This is a genomic window from Paraburkholderia fungorum (assembly GCF_046027215.1).
GTDB lineage: Bacteria > Pseudomonadota > Gammaproteobacteria > Burkholderiales > Burkholderiaceae > Paraburkholderia > Paraburkholderia fungorum_D.
In genome coordinates this window covers 114,283-139,462 of the sequence record NZ_JAQQEN010000002.1, presented here as the reverse complement: position 1 = coordinate 139,462, position 25,180 = coordinate 114,283, and the positions used below count along the sequence as shown (strand labels likewise).

The following is a 25,180-nucleotide window of genomic DNA, read 5'->3' as shown; positions in this document are numbered from 1 at the left end:
CCTTTTTGCAAAGCGTGATCCTATGTTCCTGTCGTCTTTCGATGCCGCGCGCCGCCGCGCCGGTGCCTGCGTTACGCTCACCCTCGCGGCCGTTGTCGCGACCGCCGCACTGAGCGGCTGCTCCACCAGCTTCCCCGTTCCCACGCCACCGGCCGCGAGCGCGTCCCTGATCAACGGCGGCAACGACGGCCTGCTGATTCCGCTGCATGTGGAGCGCGCGGACGAGGACCACGCGCGCCTCGGCCTGCCCGTGCAGATCGACGGCAAGGCGGTGTATGTCGCGCTCGACACGGGAACGCAAGGCGTGCGGGTGCTGAAGTCGGTTTTGCCGGGTTCGAACTACGCGAGCGCCGGCAATGTGCCGCCGCTGTCGCTGGCGAACGGTGCGGAAGTCCTGGGCGCCGCCGTGAAGGTGCCGGTCAGCGTGGCGGGCACGAAGCCGGCACAGGTCACCGCGCAGGCGGTCGAGACGGTGCGCTGTCAGGCGAACGCGCGGCGCTGTCCGGCGATGGACGGCTACACCGGTGAATTCGGCTGGGCCTTTTCCGGCATCTTCGGTGTCGGCGCCGCGCAACTGGACGATAGCTGCTGCACCCAGCCGCTGCGCGCGTTGCCCGGCAACATCGGCCAACGCTATCTGGTGCGCGCGAACTTCGCGAAGCCGTTCCTCGTCTTGAGCCCGTCGAGCGCGCTCACCAAAGACTTCACCATGGTACCGATGACGGTGTCGAAAGATGGCACGGCGCAATGGCCGCGCGGCTGCGTGAACGTGGGCGACAAATCGACCTTCTGCGCGCCGCTGGTGTTCGCTACCGGCAGCACCGGCATGATCCGCGTCGAAATCGACAAGGCGCCCGACTGGACCGGCGACGCCGAAGAAGGCACGGTGCTCAACCAGGGCAACTACAACGCGGCGATCGCCTCCGGCTCATTTGTGCATCGCTATGAAGCCGCGCAGGTCACGATCGTCAAGGCGAAACCCGGCGCGAGCCGCATCGTGATCGGTCTGATGGCCATGCAGAACATCGACGTGCTATTCGATTTCCCGCGCGGGCAACTCGGCTTGCGCGCCGCCAGCGAGACCGAAAGGTTCGCGCCGTAACCACACCGGTCGCAACCGTCCATTGAGAAAGGCCGTGCAACCGCACGGCCTTTCTGTTTTTCGGACCGACACGCACCCTCAGTCGATATCGAGCGATTTCACGTGCCAAATCTCACGGGCATATTCGCCGATGGTCCGATCCGACGAAAACTGTCCCATCCCCGCGACATTCTCGATCGCACTCTCAGCCCACGCCCGTTGATCGACGAAACGCGCATCCACTTCGTCCTGTGCCTTCGCAAAGGCGGCGAAATCGGCGAGCACCATATAGTGATCGCCCCAATCGACCAGCGTGTGGAAGATATCCGAGAACCGCAGCGGATCGTCGGGCGAGAAAAAGCCGGTGCGAATCTGGTCGAGCGCCATGCGCAGTTCCGGATTCTCCTCGTACACTTGCCGAGGCCGGTATCCGGTGGCGCGCAGGCTGTCCACTTCGTCGGCGGTATGGCCGAAGATGAAGATATTCTCGCGCCCCACCGCGTCGCAGATCTCGATGTTGGCGCCGTCCATCGTACCGATCGTCAATGCGCCATTGAGCGCGAGCTTCATGTTGCCCGTGCCGGACGCCTCGGTGCCGGCCATTGAAATCTGCTCGGACAGGTCGGCCGCCGGAATGATCAGTTCGGCCACGCTCACGCCGTAATTCGGCACGAACACCACCTTGAGGCGGTCGCCGATCAACGGGTCATGATTGACTTTGTCGCTGACATCGCCGATCAGCTTGATGATCGTCTTCGCCATCCGGTACGCGGACGCGGCCTTGCCGGCGAACATCACCACGCGCGGCACCCAGGCGCGCTCGGGGTTCGCGCGAATCTGGTTGTAACGCACGATCACATGCAGCACGTTCAGGAGTTGCCGCTTGTATTCGTGAATGCGCTTGACCTGGAGGTCGAACAACGCGTCAGGATCGAAGTGCAGTTTCGTGTAGTGCGCGAGATGATGCACCAGCCGAAGTTTGTTCTGCCGCTTCGCTTCGCGAAAGGCGTCGACAAACGCGCTGTCATTGCGCAGCTCGCGCAATTGTTCCAGTTCGAACAGGTTGCTGCGCCACTGCTTGCCGATCTGCTGATCGATCAGCGACGACAGCGACGGACTCGCCTGCGCCAGCCAGCGCCGCGGCGTGATGCCGTTGGTCACGTTGGTGAAACGGTCCGGATAGATGCGGGCGAAGTCGGCGAAGATATCGCGCGTCATCAGTTGCGAATGCAACTTCGACACGCCGTTCACCTTCTGGCTGGCAACAATCGCCAGATACGCCATCCGCACACGCCGCTGACCATATTCGTCGACGAGCGAAATGCGGCGGATCATCTCGGCGTCATGCCCCGACTGCTCGCTGACGTGCTTGAGAAACTCCGCGTTGATCTCGAAGATGATCTCCAGATGCCGCGGCAATAGCCGCGCGAGCATCTCGACGTCCCACGTTTCAAGCGCTTCCGGCATCAACGTGTGGTTCGTGTACGAGAACATCTGCGTGATGTGCTTCCACGCCTTGTCCCACGGCACGTGATGCACGTCCACCAGCAGACGCATCAGCTCCGGCACCGCCAGCACAGGGTGTGTGTCGTTCAGATGCACCGCCACTTTTTCGGCGAACCGCCCAAACGTGCTGTGCGTGCGCTGATAGCGGCGAATCAGATCCTGCATCGTCGCGGAGACGAAGAAGTATTCCTGACGTAGCCGCAATTCGCGGCCGGCCGGCGTCGAATCGTCCGGATACAGCAGACGCGAGACGTTCTCCGACATGTTCTTGGTATCCACCGCGTTGCGGTAGTCGCCGCGATTGAACGCGCCCAGGTCGAGCTCTTCGGTGGCACGCGCCGACCACAGGCGCAGGGTATTCGTCGCGGCGGTCGCATAGCCGGGAATGACCGTGTCATAGGCGGTCGCGTTCACATGCTCGGTATCGATCCATTCGACGTGCTCGCCGCGCTGCACCGTGCGGCCGCCGAAGTGCACCATGTACTTGATCTCGGGCCGCGGAAATTCCCACGGATTGCCCGCGCGCAGCCAGTAGTCCGGCGCCTCGACCTGCTCGCCGTTGACGATCTGCTGACGGAACATGCCGTATTCATAGCGGATACCGTAGCCGAAGCCCGGAATGCCAAGCGTCGCCATCGAATCGAGAAAGCATGCCGCCAACCGTCCCAGGCCGCCGTTGCCGAGCGCGGCGTCCGGTTCGAGATCGGTCAGCGCCTCCATATCGACACCGAGACTCGCGAGCGCTTCCTTCATCTGATCGTAGATGCCAAGCGCGAGCAGCGCGTTCGTGAACGTGCGCCCGATCAGGAATTCCATCGAGAGGTAGTAGACGCGTTTCACGTCCTGTTCATATTGCAGGCGCGTGGTCTTCATCCAGCGCGCCACCAGCCGGTCGCGTACCGCGAGCGCCGCGGCATGCAGCCAGTCGTGGGGATGAGCCGTGACGGCGTCTTTGCCGACGCCGTACATCATGCGATTGGAAATTGAGCGCCGTAGCGCGTCGACGGTACTGTTGAGCTGGTCGAATTCCAGATCGACGGCTGTCATCGAGGCCTCCGGGGAAAAGTGACGCGACGTACGCGAACCGCACAGATGACGGACGGGAGGCGCGTGCCGGTCAGGCGGGTTAACAAACAGAGTAGGACATTTTACGTCTCGCGGACACCGCTGAGCGCGAGCGCTCCGCACGCACATGCCATGCCCGCCGATGCGCGGCGCCGTGCGGTTTTTGCGCACGCGCGCGGTGCAGTCGCCGTAGGCGCGGCACTATGCGCGTGCATCGGCCCGCAAAACAGGCAAACGATGGCGGGCGGTGAAAGGCGCTTCGAAGGCATGTCATGGGATCATTTTTTCGCCGTATGAAACACGCATGAAATGAGTCGACAACGTCAATACGTGGTGAAATCGAGGCGTCCCATTTGCTGAACCGGTTAATCGAAACGTGTCGGCGACATCGCGCGGCGTGGGCAGCTCGGAGTCGCGCTGCGGGCTTGACCGTTAGTTGCGTTATAGTCGACCGGTCCTTCGCCCTGCCTTGCCGACGTCCCTGCACGCTTTCGGCGTCTCTGTAACAATCACTTCATTCGCCGCGCAAGCCGCCTTGTTCGCTGGACTCAGGCCACGCGCGCTTCATTCACTTCACGCAACCCTGCCGTCCGCGGCCCGCGTCTATTTCAGGCGCGTGCGTCGCTCCGGTATGCATAACCGACGAGCCCGCCTTGTCCGATAAACCCAGCGCCGCCTCCGCCCGCGCTTATCCCGCGGACGGCCCGATGTCCGCCGCCAATCGCCGCGCGATGGTCGCGATCATGCTCGCAGTCGCGCTCGCCACGCTCGACACGGCGATCGCCAACACCGCCCTGCCCGCCATCGCGGCGGATCTGCACGCCGCGCCCGCGGCGTCGGTCTGGATCATCAATGCGTACCAGCTCGCGATGGTCGCGACCCTGCTGCCACTCGCCGCGCTCGGCGACATCCTCGGGCATCGCCGCATCTATATCAGTGGCATTGCACTGTTCACACTGGCGTCGCTCGCCTGCTCGCTCGCCTCGACCCTGCCGCTGCTGGCGGCCGCGCGCGTGCTGCAAGGGCTCGGCGCCGCTGCGATCATGAGCGTCAATACCGCGCTGATCCGCTATCTGTATCCGCCGCATCGGCTCGGGCGGGGTCTTGGCACCAACGCGCTGATCGTGGGGGTGTCGTTCGCGGTGGGGCCGACGGTGGCGTCGTTGATCCTCTCGGTGGCGGACTGGCCGTGGCTGTTCGCCGTCAATGTGCCACTCGGTCTGCTCGCGCTGGCCTTCGCGTGGCCGGCGTTGCCGCACACCGAGCGCGGCACGCACCATTTCGATCCGGTCGCGGCGTTGCTCAACGTGGTGACCTTCGCTGCGTTGATCTTCGCGCTCGGCGAGGCGGCCCAGCGCGCGCCGACCCAACTGGTGCTGAGCGCGGCAGCCGTCGCGCTCGTGTTCGGGGCACTGCTGATTCGCCGTGAAGCGGGCCATCCGGCGCCGATGCTGCCGGTGGATCTGTTCAAGCGCCCGGTATTCGCGCTCTCGGCGGTGACCGCAGTGTGCTCGTTCGCCGCGCAAGGCCTGGCGTTCGTGTCGCTGCCGTTTTACTTCGAGGATGTGCTGCATCGCAGCCAGGTCGAGACCGGCTTTCTGATGACGCCCTGGCCGGTGGTCGTGGCGTTGGCCGCACCGCTGGCGGGCGCCCTGTCCGACCGCTATCCGCCGGGCCTGCTCGGCGCGCTCGGTCTGGCGGTGATGTCGGCGGGGATGGCGTCGCTCGCATTGTTGCCGGTCCATCCGCATGTGCTCGATATCGGCATCCGGATGGCGATTTGCGGCGCGGGCTTCGGCTTCTTCCAGTCACCGAATCTGAAGGCGTTGATGGCTAGCGCGCCGCCCGAGCGCAGCGGCGGCGCGAGCGGCATTATCGCGACCGCGCGTCTGCTGGGCCAGACTACCGGCGCTGCGCTGGTCGCGCTGAGCTTCGGGATCGCCGGCCGGCATGGCCCGACGCTCGCGCTGAGTACCGGCGCGTTCTTCGCGGGCGCGGCGAGTCTTGCAAGCGGATTGCGGCTTCTGGCGCCGTCACATCGCTCGGGCGCGCCCGTCAAAGCGTCAGCCAAATAAACAAAGCGGGCGCGCTGCCGTGGCAGTGCGCCCGCTTTCTATCCGCTTTGCATCCGGTCGCGCCGGGCGATCAATGCGCGGCGAAATACCCCTTTACCGCCGCGATAAACGTGTCGATATCGGCACGCGATACATCCTTATGCGTGACGAATCGCGATGCGTACAGCATCTGCGTGAGGATGCCGCGCTCCTTGAGCCATGCTTCCAGCGGCGCGCAATGCTGCTGCGGAAACTGCGCGAACACCATGTTGGTCGCAACCGATTGCACCTTCACATGCTCGATCGCTTCCAGCCCAGCGGCTAGGTGAGCGGCATGCGCATGGTCGTCGGCGAGACGTTCGACGTTGTGATCCAGCGCATACAGGCAAGCCGCCGCCAGCACGCCGGCCTGACGCATGCCGCCGCCCAGCACCTTGCGCCAGCGGTGCGCCACGTCGATCAGCGCCTGGCTGCCGACCAGCACCGAGCCGACCGGCGCGCCCAAACCCTTGGAAAAACAGATGGATATCGAGTCGAACGGTTCGCACAGCGCCGCCACCGGCTTACCCGAAGCGACCGCCGCGTTGTAGACCCGCGCGCCGTCGAGGTGAGCCGACAGGCCGCGCTGACGCGCCAGCTGCACCGCTTCGGCGACATAGCCGGCCGGCAGCACCTTGCCGCCGATGGTGTTTTCCAGCGCCAGCAGCCGCGTGCGCGCGAAGTGGTTGTCGATCGGCTTGATGGCCGCGGCGATCTTCTCGAGCGGGATCGAACCGTCCGCGGCATTTTCGAGCGGCTGCGGCTGAATGCTGCCGAGCACCGCCGCGCCACCGCCTTCGTACTTATAGGTGTGCGCCAACTGACCGACGATGTATTCGTCGCCGCGCGCGCAGTGCGCCATCAGTGCGGCCAGATTGCTTTGCGTGCCGCTCGGGAAGAACAGACCCGCTTCCTTGCCCGCGCGCTCGGCGGTCGTCGCCTGCAGACGCAGCACCGTGGGATCGTCGCCCCACACGTCGTCGCCCACTTCGGCGGCCGACATGGCCGCGAGCATAGCCGGTGTCGGACGGGTTACGGTATCGCTGCGCAAATCGATCATTGTGATAGCCCTGTGTGTGACAGCCTGTGACGGCCGGCCGGCGTCCCGCATCGTCTGTTTGGATAGGCGGATCTGCGGTTCCGGCTGATGAGCCACACAGTGTATTCAATTAACGCAGCGCTGAGAATCGCGCTAAAAGCGAAACGCGCGGTTATCACGGGTTGCCGCTGGTTGCGGGCCCATCCTGCCGGATTCACCCACCCGACTTCGGCAACCATGCCAGCGGGTCGACCGGCTGGCCATTCTGACGAACTTCGAACTGGATCGAGGCCACGCCGCGGCTATCCACGCCGACCTCGCCAATCGTCTGGCCTTGCGCAACGGCATCGCCTTCCTTCACCAGCAGGGTACTGTTCTGCCCATACGCGGTGATCAGCGAATCGTCGTGTTTGATGATGATGAGCGGGCCGTACGCCTCGATACCGGTGCCGGCATAGACCACGCGGCCGGTGGCGGCCGCCTTGACCGGATCGCCGGCATGCCCGCCGATCACGATGCCATTCGACTTACCCGGTGCAAAGGCTCTCAGCACCGGTCCACGCAACGGCCATAGCAACACGCCTTGCTGCGGGGCGGCAGGCGCGGCGGCGGCGCCCGCTACGCCGGCCGCGCCGGTCGTGCCGGCAACGCCGACCGGTGGCGTCACCACGCTACCGGAGGCCATCGGCGGCGACACCCGCAGCACCTGTCCCGGATTGACCGCCGTGGTCGGCGCGAACCCGTTCCATGCCGCGATCTCCTGCGGCCGACGCCCGAACGCCGTGGCGATGCCGCCCAGCGTATCGCCCGGATTAACGCGGTAGAAACCGGCCGGCACCGGGACCGTGCTCAGGGTGGTCGGCCGGGCAGACGAACTGTTATAGAAGGGCGTGCTATCCCACGGCATCGTCGTACAGCCGGCGAGCGTGAAGCCAAGCGTGGCCGCGAGCAGAAGCCGGGTCCCCGGGATGTGCGATTGTTTTGTCATGTGATGATCCTCGACACCTGATTCAATCGATGCCCAAGCATTTGCCATGCCGCGAGGCGCGGCATGCCGCAACAGGCCTGGTATTCATTCATTATGCCGCCGCGCGCCCCCGCCCCATGCGGAAGAACGTCAGACGCTGCCTTGTGTCTCGACCACCAGGATGCGCGCCGCGCCGATCGGATGCGCAACATGTTCGGTGCCGATCGACGCGTAGAACACGTCGCCCGTTTCCAGAATGGTCAACTGTTCGACCCCGGCGTCGCGGTACCGCATCTCGACGCGGCCGTCGAGCACGGCAAACACCTCCTCGCCGTCGTTCACATGCCATTTGTACGGCTGATCGGTCCAGTGCAGGCGCGTCGTAATGCCGCCCATGTTGGCGATATCGAGCGCGCCCCACGGACGCGTTGCAGTGAAGCTCTTGCTGCGAATGATCTTCATGGTGGAGAGCCGGTTGGAAAACACGACATGACACACACGTTATCCGTCGAGCATAGCGGACAGGCGGGCTGACGGATTCGCGTGTTTCGACTGGCCCCATTATAGGTCGCGCCGCCGCGCACCCTATTTGTATGATCATTGAAACCTTTTGCCCCTCGCCTATACTCAGTCTTGCTGCCGCGACGCACCGTAAGCAAACCGCCTGGATTCTGCGAGGAGCTGGGGATGAACAAAGCCACCTTTCTGGCCGTGCAACTCAACGTCGACGATGTTGCGGCGTCGCCCGGGTTGGTCGAGTTGCTGAACACACATCTGGTCTTTGCCGCCGACGTGGCCGAAGCCGCTGACGCGCTGGTGCAGCTCGCCAGCATCGCGGGACTCTCGAGCGGCGTCGAAGCGAGCGTCGAGATTCCCGCGCTCGCGATCGAGCGGCTGCGCGAGGCGCTCGACAATCTGAGCGGCTACGACGAATCCTGGCTGCTTGCGCTCGAGCCGAGTCGCGCGCTATTCGACGATATCGGTCGCCGGCACCGTACCCTCCACTAGCGCTGCAGGCGCGGCTGGCCGCTCCGGCAAGGCCGTAAACGACAAAACGCCGCCCGCAAACCGGTCGGCGTTTTTTAGTGCCCGCCGCCTGTTCAACAGGCGGCGTTCGCGTCCGCTTCAGCGCAAATTAGTTGCCGAAGTAGACCGAGTTACGGTCGTTGCTGCTAATCGGACGACCCGCTTGCGAGGTGCCTGCGATCGGTGCACCGTAGCCGCTGTTGACAGCCTGAGCGGTGCCGTTCTGTGCATCGACGCGCGCTTGCGCGGCCTGCAGGTTGGCCGGGTAGTCGACGTGATCGCCGCTCGGGTTGTAGCCGGCCTTCTCGAGTTGCACGAGTTCAGCGCGGACTTGAGCGCGCGTCACGGGCTGGTTCGATTGGGCAAACGAAGCAACAGGAGCGACCAGAGCGGCGGCGACGACAACTGCAGAGATAAGCGACTTCATGATGTAAACCTCCAGAACTGTTTTTAATTCGCCTTGGGCTCTTGTCCCGTAGCGCTTAAATGGAAGTTTAGGAGGGTCGACACATAGGGGAAACCCCTAAAACAATGAAACTCTATTTCGATTTTCGCAACAGTTGACAACTTGTCATGCGGCCACATCACCCGACCAACAGCTTTCAACAATAATTGTGCAGCCCAATTTCAAGCGGCACGCAGCCCGGCGCGCCTGCTGGCGAAGGCCTGCCGGGCTGCGGTTAAAACGCTCGATGCTCCTCGCTCAGCTCCAGTTCGCGTGGAAGCTGCCTGGCTTGTCGATGCGTTCGAACGTATGCGCACCGAAGAAATCGCGCTGTGCCTGCACGAGGTTCGCCGGCAGACGTTCCGAACGATACGCGTCGAAATAGGCAATGGCGGAGGCGAACGCCGGCACCGGCACGCCCGCCTTGATCGCCGCGATAACCACGTCACGCAACGCCGTCTGATAATTCCCGGCGATATCGCGGAAGTACGGATCGAGCAGCAGGTTGGCGATCGCCTTGTCTTTCGAATAGGCGTCCGTGATCTTCTGCAGGAAGCGGGCGCGGATGATACAGCCGGCGCGGAAAATCTTCGCGATCGTGCCGAAGTCGAGATCCCACTTGTATTCTTCCGAGGCCGCGCGCAGTTGCGCGAAACCTTGCGCGTACGAAATCACCTTGCTGAAGTACAGCGCGCGACGCACCGATTCGATGAACGCGTCACGCTCGGCGCCGAGCGGCTTCGCCTTCGGCCCTTCGAGCACCTTGCTGGCGGCCACGCGCTGATCTTTCAGCGACGACAGCACGCGGGCGAATACCGCCTCGGTAATCAGCGGCAGCGGCGCGCCGAGGTCGAGCGCGTTCTGGCTGGTCCACTTGCCGGTGCCCTTCTGCGCGGCGCGGTCGAGAATCACGTCGACCAGATCCTTGCCGGTTTCGTCGTCTTTCTTGCTAAAGATCTTTGAAGTGATTTCGATCAGGTAGCTGTCGAGTTCGCCCTTGTTCCATTCCGTGTAGACCTTGCCCAACTCTTCGTTCGACAGGCCGGCCACCTGCTTGAGCACCGCATAGCTCTCGGCGATCAGTTGCATGTCGCCGTATTCGATGCCGTTGTGCACCATCTTCACGAAGTGGCCCGCGCCGTCCGGTCCCATGTACGCGACACACGGCTCGCCGTCCGGCGCCTTCGCGGCGATCTCGGTGAGGATCGGGGCCACCAGGTCATAGGCGTCGCGCTGGCCGCCCGGCATGATCGACGGTCCTTTCAGTGCGCCCTCTTCGCCGCCCGATACGCCCGTGCCGATGAAGTGCAGACCTGACTTCGCGAGATCCTGATTGCGGCGGATGGTGTCGGTGAAATGCGTGTTGCCGCCGTCGATCAGAATGTCGCCCTTGTCCAGCAGCGGTTTCAACTGGTTGATCGTGGCGTCGGTGCCTTCGCCTGCCTTGACCATCAGCAGAATGCGGCGCGGCTTTTCCAGCGACTCCACGAATTCTTCCAACGTGAAAGCCGGCACCAGCTTCTTGTCCGGATATTCGGCGATGAGTTCGTCGGTTTTCTCGCGGCTGCGGTTGAACACCGACACCGCGTGGCCGCGGCTCTCGATGTTGAGCGCCAGATTGCGGCCCATGACCGCCAGCCCCACCACGCCGATTGCCTGTTTGCCCATGTGAATTCTCCAGAGTCCAAAAAATGTCGAGACGCCGCGCCGAAAATATCGTCGGCGGGACGTCGAGGGTGAAAGGATAAAAGAAATGCTCGCGGGCCGCTCGTTTGCAAGCAGCCAGCCGTGTTTCACGCCGCATGCGGAGCGCCAATCGATCTCACCGCCCGCCCTGCGCGCGCGACCAGACGTTGGTCAGACTCGCGCCACGCCCTGGCGTTTCCTGAATACCAGGCTGAAATTGTTGGCCGGCATCGCAACCGGTTCGCCGCACACGAGCCCGACCGATGCGCCTAACGCCACGACGGCTTCCATGTCACGCACGCCCCACGACGGGTCACGGCTCTGCAATTGCTGATCGAATGCCTCGTTGCTCGGCGCGGTGTGCGCGCCGCCGCGTTTGTAAGGCCCATACAGATACAGTACACCGCCCTCGGCGAGAAGGCGGCTCGCGCCGGCGAACAGCGCCTCGCTCGCGCTCCACGGCGAGATGTGGATCATGTTGATACAGACCACCGCATCGAGCGCATCGAGTGGAACGGGCAAGCCCGTGCCCCAGTCCGGCTGATGCACGTCGAGGGCGAGCGGCGCGCGCACGTTCGTGAGACCTGCGTGCGCTGTCCACGCGGCAATCGACGCGCGCGCGTCGGCGTCGAGATCGCTTGGCTGCCAGTCGAGGCCCGGCAAAGCACCTGCAAAACAGATGGCGTGCTGGCCGGTGCCGCTCGCGATTTCCAGCACGCGGCCGCGCGCCGGCAGCACGTCGCGCAAGACCGCAAGGATCGGTTCGCGGTTGCGTTCCGCGGATGGCGAGCGTTGCCGCAGCGCGGCAGAGGAATCAGTCATGGTGAGCTTTTGATTGAGTAGAGGCCAGGGCATGGTCTTTCGACCCGCTGCGTGTTTCGTTGAAGCCGCGCTATATGGAAACGCGTTAAGTCAATCCAGCGCCAGGCGGCCCGTCAGCGCGGTGAGCGTATCGGCACACGGCGCCGCGATTTTCAGCGAGAGCAGCGGATCGGCACGCGTGCGCCCCAGGTTGATGGCGACGATCGGCTTGCCTTGCTTTTGCGCCCACACGCAGAAGCGATAGCCCGAATAGACCATCAGCGACGAACCGACCACCAGCACCGCGTCCGCCGCATCGAGTGCATGCGACGCCGCTTCGACGCGCTCGCGCGGCACGCTTTCGCCGAAGAACACCACCGAAGGCTTCAGCAGACCGCCGCAGTTCGTGCACGCCGGAATGCGGAAGGATTCGAGATCGTGCCACTCCAGGTGGGCATCGCCATCCGCGGCGGTCTCCGCGGTGACATTCAGCAAGGCGGGATTCTCCGCTTCGAGCGTGCGCTGGATCGCCGCACGCGAATGTTGCGTGCCGCAATCCAGACACGTCACACCGTCGATGCCGCCATGCAGTTCGATCACCTCGCGGCTGCCCGCCCGCTGATGCAGGCCGTCGACGTTCTGCGTGACCAGCGTCGGCACATGCCCGGCCGCTTCGAGCCGCGCGAGCGCCACGTGCGCGGCGTTCGGCTGGGCGTCGGCAACCACCGGCCAGCCGACCATGCTGCGAGCCCAGTAGCGCTGCCGCATCGCAACGGTGCCGAGAAATTCCTGCAGCGTGATCGGCGGCGAGCGCTTCCATTCGCCGTTGTCGTCGCGATAGCCGGGAATGCCGGATTCCGTGCTGATGCCCGCGCCCGTGAGCACGAACAGACGCGGATACCGCTGCACGAAGGTGTGCAGATCATCCAGCGTATGCGATTCGTTGAAGGTTGCGAGGTGCGCGGGCGGAAGGTCGGTCATGACGGGAAGGTTGGAAAGAGCTGGGGCCTGTCGCAAAGCGTGGAAGCGCCTGTTCAGCGACGCGCGCGCGGCGTGCTCCGCCGCGCTTGCCGCGCTTGCCACTCCGTCAGCGCAATCTGGTAGCGCTCGAGCGCCTCATCGTACAGATCGAAGACACACGGATTGCAGCCGCTATGACAACAATCGTCGAGATCGGGCTGCACGGGCGGCACCGGCTGCGGGTCGTCCTGAGGTGTGGCTCGGGGCACGTCGAATGGCTTCCGGAGGGTAGGAAGCGCCCAGTATAGGTGGATCTTTCACACCGCGTGCGGCGGCACCGGGCCGGGGCGACGGCGTGAATCCACGCGCCCGGCCCGCGTTCTGAGCGTGCGATCAGCCCCGGCCGACGAACGGCATCTTGCTCGCCATGATGGTCATGAACTGCACGTTTGCGGACAGCGGCAGTTCCGCCATATGCAGCACGGCGTTGGCCACGTGCTGCACATCCATCAACGGCTCGACCGCGATTTCGCCGTTCGCCTGCGGCACGCCGCGCGCCATCCGCTCGGCCATTTCAGTCGCGGCGTTGCCGATGTCGATCTGCCCGCAGACGATGTCGTATTTGCGCCCGTCAAGCGAAACGGCTTTGGTGAGACCGGTGATCGCGTGCTTGGTCGCCGTGTAGGCGATGCTGTACGGCCGCGGTGCGTGCGCCGAAATCGACCCGTTGTTGATGATGCGGCCACCCTGCGGCGTCTGCGATTTCATCAGACCGAAGGCAGCGCGCGTGCAGAGAAACACGCCCGTGAGATTCGTGTCGACCACCGAGCGCCATTCGTCGATATCGAGCTGGTCGATCTCAACGGGCGAGCCGTTACGGCCCGCGTTGTTGAACAGCACGTCGAGCCGGCCGCGCCGCTCGCGAATCGTGTCGAACAATGCGGCGACGCTGGCGGCGTCCGTCACGTCGCACGCCACGGCAAGCGCATCACCACCGAGCTGCTGCGCTTGCTGCACGAGCGCGTCCAGCGGCGCCTGACGGCGACCGGCCACTACCACGCTATAGCCGTGCTCCAGCAGCTTGAGCGCGCACGCGCGGCCGATGCCGCTCCCCGCGCCCGTCACCAGCGCGACCTTCTTGATTCCCGTTGCTGTCACCGCATATCTCCTTGTTTTGCAGGCTGGCTGCCTTCGGCCTTAGCACCATACAACAGCGGATCGTCCATCACAAATGCGCCGACGCGGCTGGCCTTCATGGTGGGGGAACGCGTTGGCGGCTTGCGGGAGGGCGCGGCCGTCGCGAGGCACAACGTCTTTCAGCGTGCTTTCATTATTTGCCGTGCCCAAGCGCCAGGCGCGTCGCGTGGTGCATCAATGGTATCGTTTGCTGTTGCGCGTGATGCGCACGAATCAAGGCCTTCCCAGGACGGAGGAAGGAAGACAGGAAGCACGCTTTTATGAATCCATTCCCGACGCCGTCACACGGCGCCCCGCTCGCGCCACGCCGCCGCTGGCCGCGCACCGGCTATCCCGCGATGCTGTTGGCCACCGCCGCATGGCACGTGCTGGTGCTGGCCGGCTGCCTGCTGAGGCCCGCCGCGTGGCCCTGGTGGCTTGCCGCGATCCTGGTGAATCACGCCATTTTCACGGTGGCCGGCCTGTTGCCGCGCACCTCGCTGCTCGGTCCGAACTGGACGCGTCTACCTGACGGCACGCGTAATGCCGACGCGATCGCTCTCACCATCGACGACGGCCCCGATCCGGTCGTCACACCACGAGTGCTCGACCTGCTCGACACCTTCGGCGTGCGCGCCACCTTCTTCTGCATCGGCTCGAAGGCGCAGCGCTATCCCGAACTGGTGCGCGAGATCGTCGCACGCGGCCATGCGCTCGAAAATCATTCGCAGGTTCACATGCACACGTTTTCAGTGACCTTGCCAGGCGCGCTCACACGCGAGATCGACGCCGCGCAACGCACCTTCGAAGCACTCAGCGGCACGCGGCCGATGTTCTTCCGTGCGCCCGCGGGTTTGCGCAACCTCTTTCTCGAACCCGTGCTGCAGAAGCTGGACTTGCGGCTCGCCGCATGGACCCGGCGCGGCTTCGATACGCGTGAGCGCGATCCACACGTGGTCACGCAGCGGCTGCTCGACGGCCTCGCCGCGCGTGACATCCTGTTGCTGCACGACGGCAACGCCGCCCTTACCGTCGAGGGCGAACCGCTGATACTCGCGGTCCTGCCGCGCGTGATCGACGCGGCTCGCGAGCGGCACTTGCGCTTCGTGACGCTGCGCGAAGCGCGCGTCGACGCCTGAGTCCGCCCTCGCGGCATGCCGCTAAACGCGGAAATCCGCCACCATGTCCTCGTCGGTGCGTACTTCCAGTTCGCCGCTGCGGCACGCCTTCAGGAACACGTCATAGTCGCGCTCCACCTGGTCCGCGTAGGAGGCGGCGTAGCCCGTGAGCGCTTCGGCAAACTGGTCGCCGCGGCCGATATACGCGTTGATTTCGATCGCCTGGCCGCTCCCCTTGGCGTGCGCACGCGCCATGATCCAGCCGCACAGGCGCGCGTAACCGTCCAGCAGGTCGTTATCGAACAACTCGATATTCGCCGACAGTTTCATGTCCCGCAGTTGCCGGAAATAGAACTGCCGTCCCGTCGGTCCACTCGCCCAACCGAGAAAGATATCGCTGGCCGCCTGCAACGCACGCTGGCCCCGAACCACCCGCTCGCCTTCATGCTTGATCGACGGCCCTTTGTGGTACTGCGCGATCACCGACGGACGCGCTTCCTTGATCTGGATGAAGAGGGGCTTGCCCATGTGATCGACGAGCAGCACCACGAAGCAACGCGTCCCCACGCTGCCGACGCCCACCACCTTGAAAACCATATCCTGCACCGTGAAGTGACTGAGCAGTTCACGCCGGTCATGCGACAGGGTCTTCAGGTAGTCGGCCCACGATCGATCGATCAACTTCTCCCAATTGGCGACCGTGAAGCAGTCGTCGTCCGCTGAGAACAGCGTGTTGCTGCCGTGTACGTGAAAGAGTCCGGGCGGCGCGTCGCGGATGGTCCACTGGTTGCCGTCGAACTCGGCCATTTTCTCGAGCAGGCTTTCGTGCGTGCGGCTCGCGGCCTTTTCCATGCCGCGCCGCACAGCGCGGCGGCGCTCCGGGGTCAGTGCCGATTCGGCCATCAATTCGAAGGTGATGCGGTCGTACCAGAGTTCGAGTGCGCCGCATTGCGCGTATTGCGCCATCCGGTCGCGGTATTCGGTGACGGCCGTCATCACCAGACTTTCGGCGGTGCCGCGGCTCAGGCGCATATGGCGCGCGGCCACCACGAGGCTCGCGGTCAGACGCTTCAGGTCCCATTCGAACGGACCAATCGCGACCTCGTCGAAGTCGTTCAGATCGAATACCAGTTGACGTTCGGGTGTCGCGAAGCCGCCGAAATTCATCAGATGGCCGTCGCCGCAGATCGGCATGACGAGTCCGGTGTCGGGAATCTGGCCCAGATCGTGGGCTTGCAGAACCGCCGTGCCGCGAAAAAAGGTAAAGGGCGAGACGGCCATGCGCCCATAGCGCAGCGGTACAAGCTTTTCGACCCGGCCTTCGCTGCTTTGCCTGAGCAGCTCGATCGGGTTGCGATGCAGTTCGCCTGTCGCGCGATGGCTGGACCGCTTCGAGTGCTCACGGGCGGCGCGACCACGGGCTTCCCGTTCGGCAATGGTGCTGGCTCTCATGCTCTTCTCCGGTTTTATTGTGAATCTTGACTATCGGTTCTGGAACACTGCTTTTTTTGCCGGCTCCCAGTATCGAACTGCGACGCCAGCAAGGACATCGGACAGCCGCACTACGTGACACTTCACCAACGGTAGCCCACACCGCCGAAAATCACATCCGAATCGCGATCGTAGCGCGTCACGACGCGGTTCCATTCCAGTCGGGCATCCCAATGATCGGTCAGGCGATACGAGCCCGCGATCGTGACCAGCCCGGAAAACTTTCCGGCGCCCGGCCCTGGTGTCGAACTGTTTTCGTTCTCGTTGATGGCATAGTACGCGCCGACGCCGAGCCCCAGCGTGACCTTGTCATTAAGGAACGCGCGGGTCGCCCACAGCTGGCTGGTGAGACCGTCGCGGCGCGCCACCTTGCTGCTGCCTTCGTGAAGATAGCCGATCGTCACGTCCATGTATTTCGCGAGGCCGCGCCGGTATTCGATCGCGCCACCCAGCGCGCTGGGCGAACTGGTCGAGTTGACGATTGTTTTACCCAGGTACAGCGCCACTTCGTTATGGGTGACCTTGCTCGCGCTGCCGCTCGCCCAATCGCGTGGGCCCGGCGTGCCCGGTGCGTCGAGTTGATAGCCGACGCCGAACATCACGCTCGTGGCATCCGGCCCGCGTTGCACATGCACGCGATTCAACTGGAGTTGCGTGATCCATCGGCTCGATGCGTAGTACGCTGCGCGCACGCTATACACCACGCCCCAGCCGTGCGTGTCGGAATAGCTTCCGCCTTGCTGCGCCGTGGTGGTATCGAAGTAACGGTATGGACCGATGCCCGCCTGCAGAACGAATTGCGGGCTTCCCATCGGAATGCGGCCCCATAGCTGGATCATCTGGCCATCGCGGTGATGGTCGGGAATGTGGCCTTCATTGAGCCACGTAAAGCTGGCGGCAAAATACCGCCCCAGCCCTTCCTGATAGTTGAATGCCCAGGTATAGGTATTCGTATTGCCCGCACGTGAGCCGCCGCCGAAAAGAGAAAACTCCTGCGCATAACCCGTATTGCATGTGAACAAAATATAGAGGCCGGCAAAGCACGGGGCCGCCTTGCTTGCCAATCGGCGATTTAAAACAGAGTTCAGAATCCGCATACTGCACGCATCTCCGGAAATGTCGCGGCGACCACCGGTATTCGTCATCCGACAAGGTACGGCTCGCGCCCGGACCGCGTCCGCTTTCGTGACCCGGCGCCGCCTTGGAGTCGCACCATGAAACCGGTGCGGGGAAATACCGACGTTGATACAGGAATATGAGCCGCCGCGTTGCCGCCGTGTTAAATACCGGCAGCCACTGCGGTCACAAAATGTTTGTCATGCTAGCAGACCACCCGCCATACATGTGATGCCATGCATTTTGAATGCGCAAACCAGTTAATCGGCATCTTCACCTGGCGCGGCAAATAAAATCTGGTTGCAGGTGCAACGAATGCCTCGCACGCGGACAGAATTACCGGATGCCGATCCGATGGACTAACCGGTTGGTGCATTTTTTAATTTTCACAGGCCTTCGCACTTCAGCCGCAGGGAATTTGGCCGTTTACCAGTACAGACACGGCGTCAATGATGCACGCAAAAACCCCTTTAATTAGGGCCTGTTCTATCTGTCGTGCGTCGCGCAAGGTAAATGGAGAGAGTATGTTTGTCGCAATCGGCTGGATTTTGGTAATCGGTTCTGTTATCGGCAGTTTTGTCGGCGTGGGTGGACATCTGCTCGCGCTCGTTCAACCTTTCGAATTGCTGTGTATTTTCGGTGCGGCAATCGGTGCGTTTGTCGTGAGTAATCCGACCTCCACGCTGAAGAAAACCATCAAGGCGATCCCTTCGTGTTTCAAAAGCGGTGGCTATACCAAGGAAAAATATCTGGAGCTGATCGCACTGCTTTATGAGTTGCTGCAGAAGGCGCGCAAGGAAGGGATGATGTCGCTCGAAGCCGATGTTGCCGCGCCCGAAGAAAGCGTCCTGTTTCAGAAGTACTCGCACGTTCTGGAGGACCACCATCTGCTCGACTTTATCGTCGACTATCTGCGCATGATGTCCGGCGGGAACGTCAACGTACTGGAAGTGCAGGACCTGATGGACGAAGAACTGGCCACGCATCATGCGGAAGCCTCGGTCGCGGCCAATGCGATTCAGAAGATGGCCGACGGCCTGCCCGCGTTCGGCATCGTCGCCGCGGTGATGGGCGTGGTGCACACCATGGGTTCGGTCGGCGCGCCGCCTGCGGTGCTCGGCGAAATGATCGCCGGTGCACTGGTCGGCACGTTTCTCGGCATTCTGCTCGCGTATGGTTTTATCGGTCCCGTCGCCGACCTGCTCAATGCGAAGGGTCGCGCCGAAGCCAAACCGTATCAGTGCGTGAAGGCCGTGCTGCTTGCCTCGCTGAGCGGCTATGCGCCGCCGATCGCCGTCGAGTTCGGCCGCAAGGTGCTGTTCACCGCTGATCGCCCGAGCTTCCAGGAGCTCGACGATGCCGTGCGCGCGACCAAAATGCCGAAGTCGGCCTGACGCAAGGCGGCAATCATGAGCGAAAGAAGATCGCGCGCGTCGCAGCAGGTCGACACGCCGGCACCCGTGATCGTGCGCCGTTCGAGAAAGGGCGACGAGCACGGCGGGCATCACGGCGGCGCGTGGAAAATTGCGTATGCCGACTTCGTCACCGCGATGATGGCGTTCTTCCTGCTGATGTGGCTGCTAGGCTCGACATCGAAATTCGACAAACAGGGCATCGAGGATTATTTCAACACGCCACTGTCCAGCCTGCTCGGCGGCAATGAGGGAAGCGCTGCTGCGCGGCCGAGTGTGGTGCAAGGCGGCGGGCGAGACATCTCGGACACGCGGCCCGGCGATGGCAAAAAAAGCCAGACCGAACCCACGCCGCCTTCCACCGTGCCGCCGGCCGTCGTGCCTTCGGACGCGGACCGGCTTCAGCAGCTGAAGGCGAAGCTCACCGCTCTGATCGAACAAAGCCCGGCCTTGAAGGCGTTCAAAGATCAGATCCGCATTTCGATCACGAACGAAGGGTTGCGCATCGAGATTGTCGATTCGCAGAACCGGCCCATGTTTCCATCCGGCAGTTCCAGACTCCAACCGTACGCGGTGACCATCCTGACGCAGATCGGCGCGGCGCTCAACGACGTGGACAACCGCATTTCGATCGCCGGCCACACCGATGCGGTGCCATACACGGCGGGGCCGGAGGGCTACTCGAACTGGGAACTGTCGTCCGAACGCGCCAATGCCGCGCGGCGCGCGTTGGTGGCGGGCGGCATGCATGCCGAAAAGCTGCTGCAGGTCCGCGGACTGGCCGACGTGCTGCCGCTGAACAGCCATGTCGCCGACGAACCGACCAATCGGCGCATCAGTATTCTTGTGTTGAACAAGGCTGCCGAGCTGGCGTTTTTCCACGACGGCGGCCGGACCGCGATCGATGAAGCCACCCCGGCGAGTTCAGCCATCCCGGCAGTGGTTGGGCGTTTGCAGCCGGTTAGTTTTTCGCGTAGCACGCCATAAGATTTTCTTTGCGGTGCTGAGGGTGAGCGTTTGCGATTGACTACGCGTACTGCGTGACGAAGAAGGTGTGTATAGAATCGTCTTTATGAACCCGCCCTCTTCCGCCGAGCAACGTGAGCCCGAGCTTCCGCTGCATACACCGAGTGTGTCGTCCGTGACGCTGGCGGCCATCATTGCTGTCATCGCCTGGATTTCCCTCGCTGCGCAAGCCGATCTGACGATCGACCGGACGCTTGCTCGCGGGCTTGGCGTGCTTGACGGCATTGCCCGGATGAGCAGTTATCTGACCAATCTGACCGTGCTGGCCTGCGCGGTCTGCTTTACCTGTGTGGCACTGCGTCGGCGCCGCTCGCCGCTTGTGCGGTTTTTCCGCCAGCCTACCGTGGTGACCGCGGTTGTCGTTTACATGGTTTTCGTGGGGATTGCCTACAACCTGCTGCTGCGAGGGTTGTGGTCGCCTGCGGCTTACCGGTTGCTGCTCAATGAGTCATTGCATAGTGTGTTGCCTATGCTGGCGGCGTTGTACTGGGTGCTGTTCGTGCCGCGGTTTCACCTCGGGTTGCGGCATTTCCTGTTGTGGCTGGTTTATCCCGTTGGGTATCTTGTTGTGACCTTCTGGCGGGGGAGTTTGTCGGATTTTTATCCTTATCCGTTCATTAACGTCGATGTGCTCGGGGTCAGAGGTGCGGTTGTTAATTCCGCGCTTTTATTTGGCGGGTTTTTAATGTTGATGGCGGTGTTTGTGGGGATTAATTTCCGGCGTAGGCGCTGAAAATCTGTTGGTTCTGTTGTTCTCTCTTTCGACCTTCCTTTCTTTATCGGCCTTCCCGTGTGGTCACGGAGCGGGGCAGTCATGCTTCCCTAACCCTCGGGCGCACTTCTTGCGGCCCCCTCCAGGGGCGTGGGCCGGTTCCGCATCAGAGCGGCCCGCGTGTCTCTTGATGGAGCCCTGTTGCAAATGCAACGGGCTGACACGTAAATATGACAACGGGAGCATCGTATGGACACCAACTCAGCGGAAGGCGCAGTCAAGGAAGTCGCGGGCAAAGTTCAGGAGGCCGTGGGCGACGTGCTAGGCGATACCGGCACCCAGATCGCCGGCAAAGCCAAGGAACTCAGCGGCAAGGCTCAGCAACTTTGCGCCAGCACCAGTAGTCTCGTTCGGGATACCGCCGTCGAAAGCCCGTTTACCACCATAGCGGTCGTCGCCCTCGCCGGCTTCGTCGCTGGCGTACTCTGGTCGCGCGGCACGCCGGATCGGGACTATCAGCGATAAAGATCCGCATGTTCGGATGATCGGGCAGTCTGCCACGCAACTGCCCGGCCGGTTTCAGAGGGCCGCTCTCGCCGCCGGGGGTCGCTGCGCGCGCGATCGGCCGCTACTGGTTCGTTCATCAACTTTTCCTGGTGCGGCGTCCCGGGCCCATATCGAGTTCGACCCACGTCGGCGCGTGGTCGCTCGCGTGCGGCTCGCCGCGCACCCAGCGGTCGACACCCGCATCGCTCAAACGCGGTGCGAGATCGGCGCTCAATAACACGTGGTCAATGCGCAAACCCGAGTTCGTGTCCCAGTGGCGACGGAAATAGTCCCAGAAGGTATAGATGCGCTCGTCGCCGAAGTGAGTTCTCAAGGCATCGGTCCAACCCAGCGCGAGCAGCCGTTGGTAACGTTCGCGGCTTTCGGGCTGAAGCAGTGCATCTTTCAGCCAGGAGCGCGGATTGTAGATGTCTTCATCCGTGGGGACGACATTGAAGTCGCCCGCCAGCACGACTGGATGACCGCTGCTGAAAAGCTTCGCCGCGTGCGCGATCAGATGGTCGAACCATGCGAGCTTGTAGTCGAATTTCGGACCCGGTTGCGGATTACCGTTGGGCAGATACAGGCAACCCACCAGCACGCCGCCGACGGCTGCTTCCAGATAGCGGCTATGCGTGTCGTGTTCGAAACCGGGCAGGCCGCGGCGGCTCTCGAGGGGCGCATCCCCTTTCGAGAGAATCGCCACGCCGTTCCATGCGCTCTGGCCTTGCCAGATCGCGCTGTAGCCCGCCTCGCGCAGTGCCTCGACGGGAAACGCGCTGTCTACGGCCTTCAACTCCTGGAGGCACGCGATGTCTGGTGCTTCGCGCTCAAGCCATTGCAACAGCGCTGGCAAGCGCGAACGGATGCCATTGATGTTGAAGGTCGCAATTCGGAGCTTAGACATTGGATGCCCTTTCTGAAGGCGGCTTATGCCGCCGCGTCGCACCACTCCATCGCCCACGACTTCGCACATGAAATCGCGTCTGCTTCGTTAGGAAAGGCGTCGATGTCGCCCGAATCGTGCGACCGGACGTGCTCGTTTTTTTGCGGCACGCGGGTAATCTTTGCTCGCGCGTAGTAGGCACCGTCTTCGGCATGGCGAGCGCGGCAATCGATGTGGAAGTGTTTGTAGTCGAATTGCAATTGGACTCCCTCATGAAGTGGGCTCTGGAGTTTGATCAGAGGTATTCGGCACGTTGTGAGCTTTCTGCTTGCGGGCGCGCTGCTTAACAGCATACGCCGGCGAAGGGCCGCACCCAGGACACGTACGAATGGCGAGTCCGCTACGCAGCGCAGCCCTCCGCACGATTCTCGGATTAGACGTGACCGTGGGTATTCCAGCATCGGATGTGCCCGATAAGGTCAATGTTATGTGACGCCGCCGGCTTTGTGGTGAGCCGCTTCCCGCTGACGACAGCCATCTTGGTCATTCGAGAATCCGCGTATCGATTTATTTCAGAGACGGCTGGCTCAGCGCGGAGCTAGACCTGCTATTCGCGCAGCAGAGACTGGTAACGCTTCAAGTCATCCAGCGAAGATGCCGATGATCCGGGAGACGCGATAGTGGCGGAACCAAAACCGATTCAGCATCGCCCACAACACCAACGAACGCCGAACGATCTGATTGCTGTATGAAGTACCGCATCGGCGCGCGCAGCGCCGCTGGAAGAATGACGGCCTGGTCACTCACGAGGGAAGGTGCGCAGGCCCAATCTCTACGGAGCCACGATCCCCTCCAAGCCAGGGGACCCGCTTAAGAATTGGCGGTTTGAGCCGCTTTCTTTTGCCTACTTTTCTTTGCGGCGGCAAAGAAAAGTAGGTGCCCCCCGCACAGGGGGAACGCTAATAAACCAAGAGCAAGAGAAACACCCACCGCCGTAGGCATACAGCAAATAATGCCGCCGCAAAAGGCAAAAAACCCATCAAACAGCAGCCACAACCCTCCGTGGCGACACCACCGACACAACAAACCCAACCACAATATTCGCCGCCAGCGCGATCAACCCGATATAAACCGGGTACGTAGCATCCTCGAGATGCAAAGCAAACACCGGCTTGAGCCCTTGAGCAATCGCCATCCCAGTGCCGATCACGATCCCCACGAGCCACCCGAGGAACAACCCCGGTGTATTCAGACGCCGCGTATAGAGCGAAAACACAATCGCCGGAAAGATCTGCAAAATCCAAACCCCACCCAGCAACTGCAAATCAATCGCATACTGCGTCGGCAGAAACACAATAAACAATAGCGCGCCAAATTTGACGACCAGCGAAACAATCTTCGCGGTAGAAGCCTCAGCCTGAGGCGTGATATCCGGCGAGACGAGAGGACGCCACAAATTCCGCGTGAACAGATTAGCCGCACCAATCGACATGATCGCCGCAGGCACCAACGCGCTAATCGCGATCGCCGCAGCCGCGAAGCCCACAAACCACGACGGGAACAGCGTGTTAAACAGCGCGGGCACCATGTCCGAAGCCGACTTCACATGCACGCCCGCAGCAATTGCCATATAACCGAGCAACGCAATCAGCCCCAGCAGCACCGTATACGCCGGCAGGAAAATCGCATTTTTGCGTACCGTATTCGCCGACGAGGACGACAACACCGCCGTCATCGTATGCGGATACATGAACGCCGCCAGCGCCGAGCCCAATGCAAGCGATGCATACGCGGTAAATTGCGTCGGCTTAAGAATGATGCCGGTTGCGCCCCCCTTGGCCTTGAAATACGTATCGGCCGCATCGAACACATGCGCGTAGCCGCCAAGCTTCGCCGGAATCAGCCATATCGCGGCAATCACGACGATATAGATCATGATGTCCTTCACGAACGCGATCATCGCCGGCGCCCGCAAGCCGCTCGCATACGTGTACAGCGCAAGAATCACGAAGGCGACGATCAGCGGCATTTCACCCGTCACGCCCAGCCCTTTGATCACGACCTGCATGCCCACCAGCTGCAGCGCGATATACGGCATCGTCGCGACAATACCGGTCACTGCAATCGCAGCCGGGAACCACTTGCCGCCGTATTCACCCTGCACATAGTCCGCTGCCGTGATGTGATCCTTCTCCTTCGCGATCTTCCACAGCCTCGGCATCACGGCGAACACGAACGGATACACGATGATCGTGTACGGCAGCGCAAAGAAACCGTACGCCCCCACCGAATACACCAGCGCGGGCACCGCGATCACCGTATAAGCAGTATAGAAATCGCCGCCCACAAGGAACCACGAGATCACCGTGCCGAACTGCCGCCCGCCCAGGCCCCACTCGTGCAACTGCGTCAGGTCGCCCCGCTTCCAGCGCGCGGCGAAAAAGCCGACCACCGTGACGAGAACAAAGAATGCGATAAAGACGGTCATCGCGACCGGGTTCACAGGATTGATATCGCTCATTTGACACCTCGGTACACGACGTAAATCAGTAGCGAGGTCAACGGAACCCACAAGAACTGATACCAGTAGAAGAATGGAAAGCCGCCGAACGACGGACGCGTGTCGTTATAGAACGGCAGCCACAGCAACGCGATGTAGGGGATCAGCAAAATGAGCCAGAGCCATGAACGGCCGGCGGATTGGGAGGTCTCCACGAATTTCTCCTAGGTCTATTATTGAAACCGCCTGCCATGACTTGTGGTCGGACACGCGGCGAACCGGTTACCTGATATTAGGCGGCAAAACCAGAGTTTGCTTCTTGCGCAGTACAACAACGGCTGAGCCTCGCGGCCCACACAATCCGGTCGATCGAACATTCATACGAATGCGCAACCGACCTAGCGCAGCTCGTGAGCGGCCAGTCGACACGCGATCCGCGAGCAAAGGCGAAGGTATCGACTTCGCGACGGTACGCCGACTGGCGTGGAAAACGGGATTCGTCTGTCTCCTGCCTGTTTATAAAAATGC

Annotated in this window: 24 protein-coding genes; 8 read left to right on the top strand and 16 right to left on the bottom strand. The window is 62.5% G+C overall.

Annotation, left to right across the window (positions count from 1 at the left end; all coding sequences use genetic code 11):
* The first annotated feature begins 22 nt into the window (after window positions 1-22).
* Window positions 23-1,102: a hypothetical protein gene (locus PQR27_RS21350; RefSeq protein WP_408525648.1), complete on the top strand. Its 1,080-nt coding sequence runs from the start codon at window positions 23-25 to the stop codon at window positions 1,100-1,102.
* 78 nt (window positions 1,103-1,180) lie between these two features.
* Here the strand turns inward: PQR27_RS21350 and PQR27_RS21345 are convergent, their stop codons facing one another.
* Complete coding sequence (locus PQR27_RS21345; RefSeq protein ID WP_408525647.1) at window positions 1,181-3,634, bottom strand: glycogen/starch/alpha-glucan phosphorylase; 2,454 nt, start codon at window positions 3,632-3,634, stop codon at window positions 1,181-1,183.
* A gap of 725 nt (window positions 3,635-4,359) precedes the next feature.
* On the opposite strand from PQR27_RS21345, the gene PQR27_RS21340 reads away from it, so the two are divergent.
* Window positions 4,360-5,727: an MFS transporter gene (locus PQR27_RS21340; protein WP_408528258.1), complete on the top strand. Its 1,368-nt coding sequence runs from the start codon at window positions 4,360-4,362 to the stop codon at window positions 5,725-5,727.
* Window positions 5,728-5,797: 70 nt separating this feature from the next.
* Here PQR27_RS21340 and ltaE read toward each other — a convergent pair whose 3' ends face one another.
* The 3 genes from ltaE to PQR27_RS21325 all read right to left on the bottom strand — a co-directional run bounded on the left by ltaE (window position 5,798) and on the right by PQR27_RS21325 (window position 8,213).
* On the bottom strand, window positions 5,798-6,805 hold the full coding sequence (gene ltaE / locus PQR27_RS21335) for a low-specificity L-threonine aldolase (protein WP_408525646.1): 1,008 nt from the start codon (window positions 6,803-6,805) through the stop codon (window positions 5,798-5,800).
* Between the two features lie 193 nt (window positions 6,806-6,998).
* The gene (locus PQR27_RS21330) at window positions 6,999-7,772 is read right to left on the bottom strand and encodes a peptidoglycan DD-metalloendopeptidase family protein (protein ID WP_408525645.1); all 774 of its coding nucleotides are present in this window, start codon (window positions 7,770-7,772) and stop codon (window positions 6,999-7,001) included.
* Between the two features lie 129 nt (window positions 7,773-7,901).
* Complete coding sequence (locus PQR27_RS21325) at window positions 7,902-8,213, bottom strand: cupin domain-containing protein (RefSeq protein WP_408525644.1); 312 nt, start codon at window positions 8,211-8,213, stop codon at window positions 7,902-7,904.
* Window positions 8,214-8,438: 225 nt separating this feature from the next.
* Between PQR27_RS21325 and PQR27_RS21320 the strand changes: the two genes are divergently transcribed.
* Window positions 8,439-8,759, top strand: a complete 321-nt coding sequence (locus tag PQR27_RS21320) for a hypothetical protein (RefSeq protein ID WP_105508698.1) — start codon at window positions 8,439-8,441, stop codon at window positions 8,757-8,759.
* A gap of 127 nt (window positions 8,760-8,886) precedes the next feature.
* Here the strand turns inward: PQR27_RS21320 and PQR27_RS21315 are convergent, their stop codons facing one another.
* From PQR27_RS21315 to PQR27_RS21290, 6 genes are all read right to left on the bottom strand, one after another.
* On the bottom strand, window positions 8,887-9,204 hold the full coding sequence (locus PQR27_RS21315) for a DUF4148 domain-containing protein (RefSeq protein WP_408525643.1): 318 nt from the start codon (window positions 9,202-9,204) through the stop codon (window positions 8,887-8,889).
* Window positions 9,205-9,480: 276 nt separating this feature from the next.
* On the bottom strand, window positions 9,481-10,890 hold the full coding sequence (gene gnd, locus PQR27_RS21310) for an NADP-dependent phosphogluconate dehydrogenase (RefSeq protein ID WP_408525642.1): 1,410 nt from the start codon (window positions 10,888-10,890) through the stop codon (window positions 9,481-9,483).
* A 189-nt stretch (window positions 10,891-11,079) separates the two neighbouring features.
* The gene (locus PQR27_RS21305; protein ID WP_408525641.1) at window positions 11,080-11,730 is read right to left on the bottom strand and encodes a DUF938 domain-containing protein; all 651 of its coding nucleotides are present in this window, start codon (window positions 11,728-11,730) and stop codon (window positions 11,080-11,082) included.
* A 90-nt stretch (window positions 11,731-11,820) separates the two neighbouring features.
* Window positions 11,821-12,690 (bottom strand): NAD-dependent protein deacetylase, encoded by an 870-nt coding sequence (locus tag PQR27_RS21300; RefSeq protein WP_408525640.1) that lies wholly within the window; start codon window positions 12,688-12,690, stop codon window positions 11,821-11,823.
* Between the two features lie 53 nt (window positions 12,691-12,743).
* Complete coding sequence (locus PQR27_RS21295; RefSeq protein ID WP_408525639.1) at window positions 12,744-12,938, bottom strand: oxidoreductase-like domain-containing protein; 195 nt, start codon at window positions 12,936-12,938, stop codon at window positions 12,744-12,746.
* A 124-nt stretch (window positions 12,939-13,062) separates the two neighbouring features.
* Complete coding sequence (locus tag PQR27_RS21290) at window positions 13,063-13,827, bottom strand: SDR family oxidoreductase (RefSeq protein ID WP_408525638.1); 765 nt, start codon at window positions 13,825-13,827, stop codon at window positions 13,063-13,065.
* Window positions 13,828-14,126: 299 nt separating this feature from the next.
* Between PQR27_RS21290 and PQR27_RS21285 the strand changes: the two genes are divergently transcribed.
* Window positions 14,127-14,984 carry a polysaccharide deacetylase family protein gene (locus PQR27_RS21285; RefSeq protein ID WP_408525637.1) on the top strand — a complete coding sequence of 286 codons (858 nt, stop codon included), beginning with the start codon at window positions 14,127-14,129 and terminating at the stop codon, window positions 14,982-14,984.
* 21 nt (window positions 14,985-15,005) lie between these two features.
* On the opposite strand, the gene PQR27_RS21280 is transcribed toward PQR27_RS21285, so the two are convergent.
* Both PQR27_RS21280 and PQR27_RS21275 read right to left on the bottom strand, forming a co-directional pair.
* Window positions 15,006-16,415 (bottom strand): DUF2252 domain-containing protein, encoded by a 1,410-nt coding sequence (locus tag PQR27_RS21280; RefSeq protein WP_408525636.1) that lies wholly within the window; start codon window positions 16,413-16,415, stop codon window positions 15,006-15,008.
* 122 nt (window positions 16,416-16,537) lie between these two features.
* A complete protein-coding gene (locus PQR27_RS21275; protein WP_408525635.1) occupies window positions 16,538-17,551 on the bottom strand; it encodes a hypothetical protein in 1,014 nt (337 codons plus the stop codon).
* A 543-nt stretch (window positions 17,552-18,094) separates the two neighbouring features.
* Between PQR27_RS21275 and motA the strand changes: the two genes are divergently transcribed.
* The 4 genes from motA to PQR27_RS21255 all read left to right on the top strand — a co-directional run bounded on the left by motA (window position 18,095) and on the right by PQR27_RS21255 (window position 21,245).
* The gene (motA, locus tag PQR27_RS21270; RefSeq protein WP_408525634.1) at window positions 18,095-18,964 is read left to right on the top strand and encodes a flagellar motor stator protein MotA; all 870 of its coding nucleotides are present in this window, start codon (window positions 18,095-18,097) and stop codon (window positions 18,962-18,964) included.
* Between the two features lie 15 nt (window positions 18,965-18,979).
* A complete protein-coding gene (gene motB, locus PQR27_RS21265; RefSeq protein WP_408525633.1) occupies window positions 18,980-19,969 on the top strand; it encodes a flagellar motor protein MotB in 990 nt (329 codons plus the stop codon).
* 85 nt (window positions 19,970-20,054) lie between these two features.
* Window positions 20,055-20,741, top strand: a complete 687-nt coding sequence (locus PQR27_RS21260; protein ID WP_408525632.1) for a Pr6Pr family membrane protein — start codon at window positions 20,055-20,057, stop codon at window positions 20,739-20,741.
* 228 nt (window positions 20,742-20,969) lie between these two features.
* Window positions 20,970-21,245, top strand: a complete 276-nt coding sequence (locus tag PQR27_RS21255; RefSeq protein WP_408525631.1) for a CsbD family protein — start codon at window positions 20,970-20,972, stop codon at window positions 21,243-21,245.
* A gap of 118 nt (window positions 21,246-21,363) precedes the next feature.
* On the opposite strand, the gene PQR27_RS21250 is transcribed toward PQR27_RS21255, so the two are convergent.
* From PQR27_RS21250 to PQR27_RS21235, 4 genes are all read right to left on the bottom strand, one after another.
* Window positions 21,364-22,173 carry an exodeoxyribonuclease III gene (locus PQR27_RS21250; protein ID WP_408525630.1) on the bottom strand — a complete coding sequence of 270 codons (810 nt, stop codon included), beginning with the start codon at window positions 22,171-22,173 and terminating at the stop codon, window positions 21,364-21,366.
* Between the two features lie 23 nt (window positions 22,174-22,196).
* Entirely contained in the window at window positions 22,197-22,412 is a 216-nt protein-coding gene (locus PQR27_RS21245; RefSeq protein ID WP_408525629.1) for a hypothetical protein, read from the bottom strand.
* Between the two features lie 779 nt (window positions 22,413-23,191).
* A complete protein-coding gene (gene mctP, locus PQR27_RS21240) occupies window positions 23,192-24,673 on the bottom strand; it encodes a monocarboxylate uptake permease MctP (protein WP_408525628.1) in 1,482 nt (493 codons plus the stop codon).
* Window positions 24,670-24,867, bottom strand: coding sequence for a DUF3311 domain-containing protein (locus tag PQR27_RS21235; protein ID WP_408525627.1), 198 nt, complete (start codon window positions 24,865-24,867; stop codon window positions 24,670-24,672). The genes mctP and PQR27_RS21235 overlap by 4 nt, the downstream gene beginning before the upstream one ends.
* Window positions 24,868-25,180: the final 313 nt, after the last annotated feature.